Origin of the sequence: Citreimonas sp. (genome assembly GCF_042096055.1) — a bacterium.
Lineage (GTDB): Bacteria > Pseudomonadota > Alphaproteobacteria > Rhodobacterales > Rhodobacteraceae > Citreimonas.
The window spans coordinates 29,183-35,690 of sequence record NZ_JBELMH010000028.1 but is presented as its reverse complement, the minus strand read 5'-3'; the positions used below and the strand labels follow the sequence as shown (position 1 = coordinate 35,690).

Sequence of the window (6,508 nt, the reverse complement as noted above, 5' to 3'; positions counted from 1 at the left end):
GCGGGTGATCACGGGTTCGTAACCCCTCGGCTCAGGCGCGGGTTCCCCGCGTGCCACGAAAGGAGTTTGGGCAGGACATCTATGGCACGGTCAGGCCCCGGTTTTGACGCAGGCTCAGGCGGGCCTGTCGAGCCTGTGAAGGCCATCGACCGCGCCGCCGGAGATTTCGACGCCGCAGCAGGTCAGCCAGGCATGCGCCAGAAAACCGTCGTCGCGGTGGCCGGCCTGCAGATGGATCTCGAACGGCGCGCGCCGTATCAGGATCAGCTCGGCCGCGAGAACCCGCACGAGGCAATCGGTGCGGAAAGGCAGCCGCGCCGACAGGCCGGCGATCGCCCAGGCGAGGTCGCGCAGCCAGGCCTCGGACGGCGGCGGCCGGTGCGTCCGGGCCTGCATGCGCGGTGTCGACAGGATCGCCGCGAGCTTTCTTTGCGGGGTGAGCGCGACACGCAGGCGGGCGACGACGAGGGCCGGCAGCGCAAGGGCGATGCAGGCCAGCCGGCGCCGCGTGAGGCGGCGTGTCATCGCGCGCCGTCGGCGGTCACGTTGACTTCGACTAGGTCGTGCGCCGCCAGATCGCCCAGGAAGACCTGCAGGTCGGCGGCGATGCGGTCGACGGATGCGCCGGTGCGGTCGTGCAGGTCCTGCACCACGGCACCGAACGTCGCGCCTTCGGCGATCAGCGACCAGACGCGGGTGCCGGTCTGGTCGAGGCCGTAATAGGTGCCGTTGCGCAGGTTCAGCAACATCATCTCGCCCGAGATTTCACGCACGACGCAGTCGCCCGATGCGCGAAGCATCGTCGTCGGTTCGAATTTCTGCATTGAGTTCAGGTCTCCTCGGCCGGCGATTGGCCTTCTAGCGTCCGGGCGATTTCGGCCGCGACGTCTGGGATGGCGCCGTAATCGCGCGGATAACGCAACCTGAACAAGGGAACCCGCGCGGCGACCTCGGCGGCGAAGGCAAGCCGGCGACCGGCTTCCTCGAGATGCGCCGGATCGCGGGCGAAACTGTTGGCGACGATCACGGCACAGGCGGCGGACGGTCCAATCCGTTCGGCACCGACCTCGGCATCCGCCGACACGTCGAGAAGGAAGAAAGCTTTGACCGGCCTGGGAAAATCCGCCTCGGGAAGGTCGAAGACGTACTTGCCGAAGCTGTCGACACCGCGGCTGACGTTGTCGCCTCCGCCCACCGCGCTGGCGGAATCGGCCTTCAGCCGAAGCCGCGACGCAAGAGCCAGGGCCGATGGGGCACCCTTGCCCCCATGCAGCGTCATCGTGTCGTCGCCGCGCAAGGTCCAGCCGAGGCTTTGCAAACCTGCGGACAGCGTCGATTTACCGATTCCGGAGGGCCCCGTGAGGGCGATCACCGCGCCGTCCCGCTCCAGCAAAGCCGCGTGGAGCACGAGGAAGCCACCGGCGCTCGAACGACGGCGCGGCTCGAGCTGCTGCTCGATATAGTCGCTTTCTGCTGCCTCCGTAGACCGCGAAACCACCGTATGCCCTTACCGTCGGGTCGGAAATATCGCGGCTACGTTCGCGTATTACGGACGGCGGTTCGGGTTGTTCGACGACGGATTTTCGCCGGTCGGACCGGAACCTGCTGCAGTCATCGTGGATACGGAGCCGTACACGGTCAGCGTGGGCGCCTGGTAGACCTGGCGGTCGGCGGTGTCGGCAAAGGTCTTGTCGGTGTTCGCGTCGCTCATGCCTAATGCTCCTAAAAAAGCCATATTCATGTCACGTTAAATAACTGCAATCGCCGCGTCAATTCCCATTCCATGCGGCAAGATAGACAAGCCGTTTCCAGTTCTCGTCCCCTGGCGGAAGGCGTCGCGCATCCGCGGCCAGGGCCCGTTCGTGCACGCCGACTGCACGCAGATCGTCTATTTCCTGCACTCCCAGCCCTGGATGCTGCGCCAGGACAGCGTCGGTCAGCTGCCAGCCGAGGTGCGACTTGTCGCGGCGCCAGCGCACGGCATCCGGCAATTTCTCGCGCATCGCCTGCCGCAAAAGGTACTTCGGCCAGCCCTGTGCCTGCATGAATTCGGGCGGCGTCTGCAAACAGGCCCGAATCACGCGCAGGTCCATGAACGGGTCGCGCGGCTCGATCCCGTATTCGGCCGCCACGCGGTCGTACCGTTCGCGCCCCACCGTCAGGCCGGGGATCAGTATCGCCGCCACGCGGGCCGGGACGCGCGGCCCACCCTGCCCGGGCGCGAAGAACGCGCGACGGCGGGCCTGCAGGTCGACCCGGCGGGCCAAGTCGTCCGACACCATGGGCGGCCCGGAATAATCGACTGGCGAGAGCGTCGACAGGATGCCGCGCCGCATGAGACGGACGCGCTCGGGCAGCGCCAGGCGCCACGCCGCCGCGGCCAGCGCCCGGGCGGGGCGCGGGCCGTGCCCGTTCCAGAACTGCCGCGCGCCGGCGGCGTCGCGCAGCACGTCGCGCCAGCGGCCCCGCGCCAGAAGACGGGCATGCACGTCGCCTTCCGAGAACACGATGTCACCGGCCGCGCCGTCGAGCACGACGCGCACCCCTTCGTCGCGTGCGGCGCGGTAGATCGCCCGAAGCAGGCTCATCGTGCTGTCGAAGGGTTCCTCGGATCGCGCCATGGCGTCCAGCAGGTGCCGCAGGCTGTCCGGTGGGCCGTCGCGGCGAATCCGCGTCGGGTGGATGCCGGGCACGTCCATCATGGCGTCGACGGCCTGCGTCTCCTTGCAGCCGTCTGGGACCGGGCTGACGACCGAATAGGTGGGCAAGGGGCCTGCGCCGGTGTTCCCGAGCAGCCGCGAGGCGGTGGCGACGATCGCGCCGGAATCCATCCCGCCACTCATCATCGAACCCACGGGCCCCGCGCCACGCAGCCGCGCGCGCACCGCCTCGGTGAAGGCGTCGAGGAAGGCGTCCTCATGTTCCCTTGCGCTTCCGGTCCGCTCGGGCGGCATCTCGAGCTGCCAGTAGCGCGAGACGCGCAGGCCCTTCTCGTCGAAGATCAGCCGATGCGCGGGCGGCAGGCGCAGGATGCCCCGGAAGAAGGTCGAGGTCCGGTCGATCGCCTCCATGTCCTCGAGGTAATCCGCCACCCGCGCCTCGTTCAGCGGGAAGGCCTCGGGGGCCACGAGACGCACGGCGCGGGGGGACGACGCGAAGATCAGCCGCGAGGGGCCGGTGCAGCCGTAGATGAACTGCTTCATGCCCATCTGGTCGCGCGCGGCGAACAGCAGCCGCTTGCGCGGGTCCCAGAGGGCGAAGGCAAAGTCGCCCAGCAGATGCTCTGGGCAGGCTTCTCCCCAGCGCAGCCAGGCGGCGAGGACCAGTTCCGCGTCGCCGACCGTCCGCGCGCCGAGGTCGATCGAGAGACGTTCCGAAAGGTCGCAGCGGTTGTCGAGCCGCAGGTCGGCGGTGATGACGCACCCGCTGGGCGCGTGGACCAGCGGCTGCGTCTCGGTCCGCGCCTCGGGCGTGGTCACCAGCCGCGTGTGCCCCAGCGCGACGCCGTCGCCGATCCAGTGCGTCGTGCCATCGGGACCGCGGCGTTCGAGCGCGCCGGTCATGCCGCGCACCGTCGCCGCGTCGGGCGGCGGGGCGGCGCCGAACGACACGATGCCGCAGATGCCGCTCATGCCTGCCGGACCTGGCGCGCTGCCGTGTCGCTCGGCTGACCATGATCGCCCAGCCGCACGATCCGGTCCGCCAGCACCAGGCTGGCCGGCCGGTGCGTGATCAAGATCACCGTGCGCCCCTTCAGGGCCGCGCGTGCGACCTCGACAAAACGGGCCTCGCCCTCGGGATCGAACATCGAGGTGGGCTCGTCGAGGATGAGGATCGCGGGCTTCTTCAGCAGCGCGCGCGCCAGCGCGACCCGCTGGCGCTGGCCGCCGGACAACCGCACGCCCTGCTCGCCGATCACGGTGTCGAGGCCGTCGGGCAATTCGCGGACGAAGCCCTCGGCATCGGCTTCGCGCGCGGCGGTCTCGATCTCGGCGCGCGTCGCCTCGGGGCGGCCGAAGCGGATGTTGTCGGCGATCGTGCCGGCGATCAGCGCCATGCTCTGCGGCACCAGGGCCATCTGCGCGCGATAGGCCTTGAGGTCGAGCGCGGCGATGTCCTGCCCGTCCAGCAGGATACGGCCCGACTGCGGCGTGCGGAACCGCAGCAGAAGATCCATGAGCGTCGTCTTGCCCGACCCGTTCTCGCCGGTGACGGCGACGATCTCTCCGGCGGCGATTTCGAAACTGACGCCGCTGAACAAAGGCGGCCGCCCGGGATAGCCGAAGCTTAGGTTCTCGACCGTGATCGCACCCTTTGCCGGGATCGCTGGGGCGAGGCCTTCGCGCGGCTCGGGACGGACGGCAAGCACGGCCTCCATGTGGCGCAGCGCGCCGCGCGCGTGCTGGAACTGCGCCCACAGCTCGGCCAGGCCCGCGACGGGCCGCGTCATCAGCCCGGCGTAGAGCAGGAAGGCCACCAGCTCGGACGGGGTCATCTGACCGCGCGCGACGCTTTCGCCACCCAGCCACAGGACCAGCACGATCGCGGCCGCCGCGATGAACCGCACCAGCGGGCCGATCACCGCCTCGTGCGCGGTCAGGCGCAGCGTCAGGTCGCGGTAGCGGCGGACGCTGTCGGCATAGCGCGCCGCCTCGACGTCCTCGCGGACGTAGGACTTGATGGCCGACAGGACCGACAGGTTTTCCTCGGCGATGGCGACACTCTGCGCGTAGGCGTCGCGGATCTGGCCCGCGAGGGGGCGGATGTTGCGCCCGAGCAGCTTGAGCAGGACGTAGAACACCGGCACGCCCAGCATGATCGGCAGGGCCAGCACCGGGTCGAGGTTCAGCATCAGGACAATCGCGCCCGCCAGGACGATCAGTTTCGGCAGGAAGCCCAGCACGGCCCCCGTCACGAACTGCGTCAGCATGTCCACCTCGCGCGAGATCAGCGCCAGCATGTCGCCGCGCCGCTGGTCGTCCAGCCAGTCCATCGGCAGGCGCTGGAGATGGTCGTAGAGATGGGCCCTCAGATCCGCCGAGACGGTTTCCGACGTCCTCTCGAGCACGCGCAGCCGGACGATCCCGAGGACGGCCTGCAGCGCGAAGAGCACGATGAGCCCGCCCGCGAGCAACCCGATCGGCAACGCGACCGCCGAGATCAGGCCGCCGACGATCTGCCCGCCCAGCCAGGGCACCACCAGCACGGCGGCGCTTTCGGTCAGCATGAGGACCAGCGACAGCGCCAGCGCCGCCCGGTAGGGCCACAACCGCTCCAGGAGGAACGCGTGGCTCACGAGGGTTCCCGACCCCGGCGGAGATGCTTCGCAACGCCGGGCAGGATCCGCCGCAGGTGCAGGATCGGCAGCCAGTCGGCATGGCCGCGCGAGAAGCGGGCATGCATGTAGTCGCGCGGCGGAAACACCAGCTCGCGCAGGGCGGCGCCACGCGCGCGCATCCCCTCCATCGCCGCGAGGTTCAGGACAAGTGCCCTCGCAGGTTGCGCGTCGATGTAGCGGGTCACCCTGCCCCGCCGGGCCGGTGCCAGCGCGGCCGTGACGTCCTCGGGGACGTGTGTGCCCAGCCTCGAGCGCGCATCGCGCAGCGCGTCGCGCAGGATGTCGGAGATGTCCTTTTCCTCGGCCCGCGCAATCAAGGAACGCTTGTCGTTCCGGTCGAGGCTTTCGAACAGCAGGTGGATGTCCATCAGCCAGGACAGGCTGTCGATCACCGGGTGCGCGACTCCGTTGAGATGGATGTGTGTCGGCCGGTCGATGTGCATCCTGCGGTGCACGGCCGCGAACAGCAGCGCGTCGACGCGCCCGGGCGCAAAGGCCGCATCGTGCAGGTCCGGCAGCGGCGTCGAGCGCGCGCGCAACTCGGCGTGCGAGAACACGCGCGCCAGGACCGGCGACGAGTTCAGGCGCCAGTGCAGGTCGATGTCGTGCCAGTCGCCCATCATGTCCCGGCGCTGGAACAGCGCCTCCGCGTTCAGCGTGCTGCCGCCGGCGGTCGCCGCACGGCGAAAGCCCGCGTCTTCCAGAGCGGCGAACGCCGCCGCGCGGCCCTCCTCCTCGACCAGGACGTCGCTGTCGCCGCGCACGCGTGCCGCGGGGCGCGGGTAGTGGCTGTAGGCAAGCGCGGTGCCCTTCATAACCAGCGGGTTCAGACCCGCGGCGTCCAGCGCGTCGAGTGCTGCCGCCAGCACGCGCCTGTGCTGTTCTTCCCACATCTCGCGGGCGACCAGGCGCTTGCGCAGGAAGCGCGCGATGTCGTCGGGCACCGCGGCGGGATCGCTTTTCAGCGCCAGAAGCGGACCCGCGCCGTTGAGGTCGATCCTGTGGCGAAGCTGCGCCGGATCGGCCGCCAGAACGTCGTCGCCCGGCCGCCCCGAGCCGAGCCACGCTGCCAGTGCGGCGTCCAGCGCCGCCTGCGTCTGGGTGTCGGATCGAAGACCGGTCATCCGTGCATCCCGTAAGCTCCGAAGGCGGCCCGCCCGCGCAAGCGGC

The 6,508-nt window shown here is 69.9% G+C and carries 7 protein-coding genes; all 7 read right to left on the bottom strand.

Features of this window, described 5'->3' with window-relative positions; genetic code table 11:
* Positions 1–114: 114 nt before the first annotated feature.
* Genes ACFDTC_RS08455 through ACFDTC_RS08425 form a run of 7 tightly spaced genes read right to left on the bottom strand, consistent with a single transcriptional unit; the run spans position 115 to position 6,462 of the window.
* Positions 115–525, bottom strand: a complete 411-nt coding sequence (locus tag ACFDTC_RS08455; RefSeq protein WP_375258440.1) for a lasso peptide biosynthesis B2 protein — start codon at positions 523–525, stop codon at positions 115–117.
* Positions 522–824, bottom strand: a complete 303-nt coding sequence (locus tag ACFDTC_RS08450; protein WP_375258439.1) for a PqqD family protein — start codon at positions 822–824, stop codon at positions 522–524. The genes ACFDTC_RS08455 and ACFDTC_RS08450 overlap by 4 nt, the downstream gene beginning before the upstream one ends.
* A gap of 5 nt (positions 825–829) precedes the next feature.
* Positions 830–1,498: a hypothetical protein gene (locus tag ACFDTC_RS08445; protein ID WP_375258438.1), complete on the bottom strand. Its 669-nt coding sequence runs from the start codon at positions 1,496–1,498 to the stop codon at positions 830–832.
* 48 nt (positions 1,499–1,546) lie between these two features.
* Positions 1,547–1,711: a hypothetical protein gene (locus ACFDTC_RS08440; RefSeq protein WP_375258437.1), complete on the bottom strand. Its 165-nt coding sequence runs from the start codon at positions 1,709–1,711 to the stop codon at positions 1,547–1,549.
* Positions 1,712–1,769: 58 nt separating this feature from the next.
* Positions 1,770–3,632, bottom strand: coding sequence for an asparagine synthase-related protein (locus tag ACFDTC_RS08435; protein ID WP_375258436.1), 1,863 nt, complete (start codon positions 3,630–3,632; stop codon positions 1,770–1,772).
* A complete protein-coding gene (locus ACFDTC_RS08430; RefSeq protein ID WP_375258435.1) occupies positions 3,629–5,296 on the bottom strand; it encodes an ABC transporter ATP-binding protein in 1,668 nt (555 codons plus the stop codon). Before ACFDTC_RS08430 ends, ACFDTC_RS08435 begins: the two co-directional genes overlap by 4 nt.
* The gene (locus ACFDTC_RS08425; protein ID WP_375258434.1) at positions 5,293–6,462 is read right to left on the bottom strand and encodes a nucleotidyltransferase family protein; all 1,170 of its coding nucleotides are present in this window, start codon (positions 6,460–6,462) and stop codon (positions 5,293–5,295) included. Before ACFDTC_RS08425 ends, ACFDTC_RS08430 begins: the two co-directional genes overlap by 4 nt.
* Between the last annotated feature and the right edge of the window lie 46 nt (positions 6,463–6,508).

What these genes read in the sequence shown, in the direction of transcription:
- ACFDTC_RS08440 (WP_375258437.1), bottom strand. Translation starts at nt 1,711, where the DNA reads ATGAGCGACGCGAACACCGACAAGACCTTTGCCGACACCGCCGACCGC.
- ACFDTC_RS08455 (WP_375258440.1), bottom strand. Translation starts at nt 525, where the DNA reads ATGACACGCCGCCTCACGCGGCGCCGGCTGGCCTGCATCGCCCTTGCG.
- ACFDTC_RS08450 (WP_375258439.1), bottom strand. Translation starts at nt 824, where the DNA reads ATGCAGAAATTCGAACCGACGACGATGCTTCGCGCATCGGGCGACTGC.
- ACFDTC_RS08425 (WP_375258434.1), bottom strand. Translation starts at nt 6,462, where the DNA reads ATGACCGGTCTTCGATCCGACACCCAGACGCAGGCGGCGCTGGACGCC.
- ACFDTC_RS08435 (WP_375258436.1), bottom strand. Translation starts at nt 3,632, where the DNA reads ATGAGCGGCATCTGCGGCATCGTGTCGTTCGGCGCCGCCCCGCCGCCC.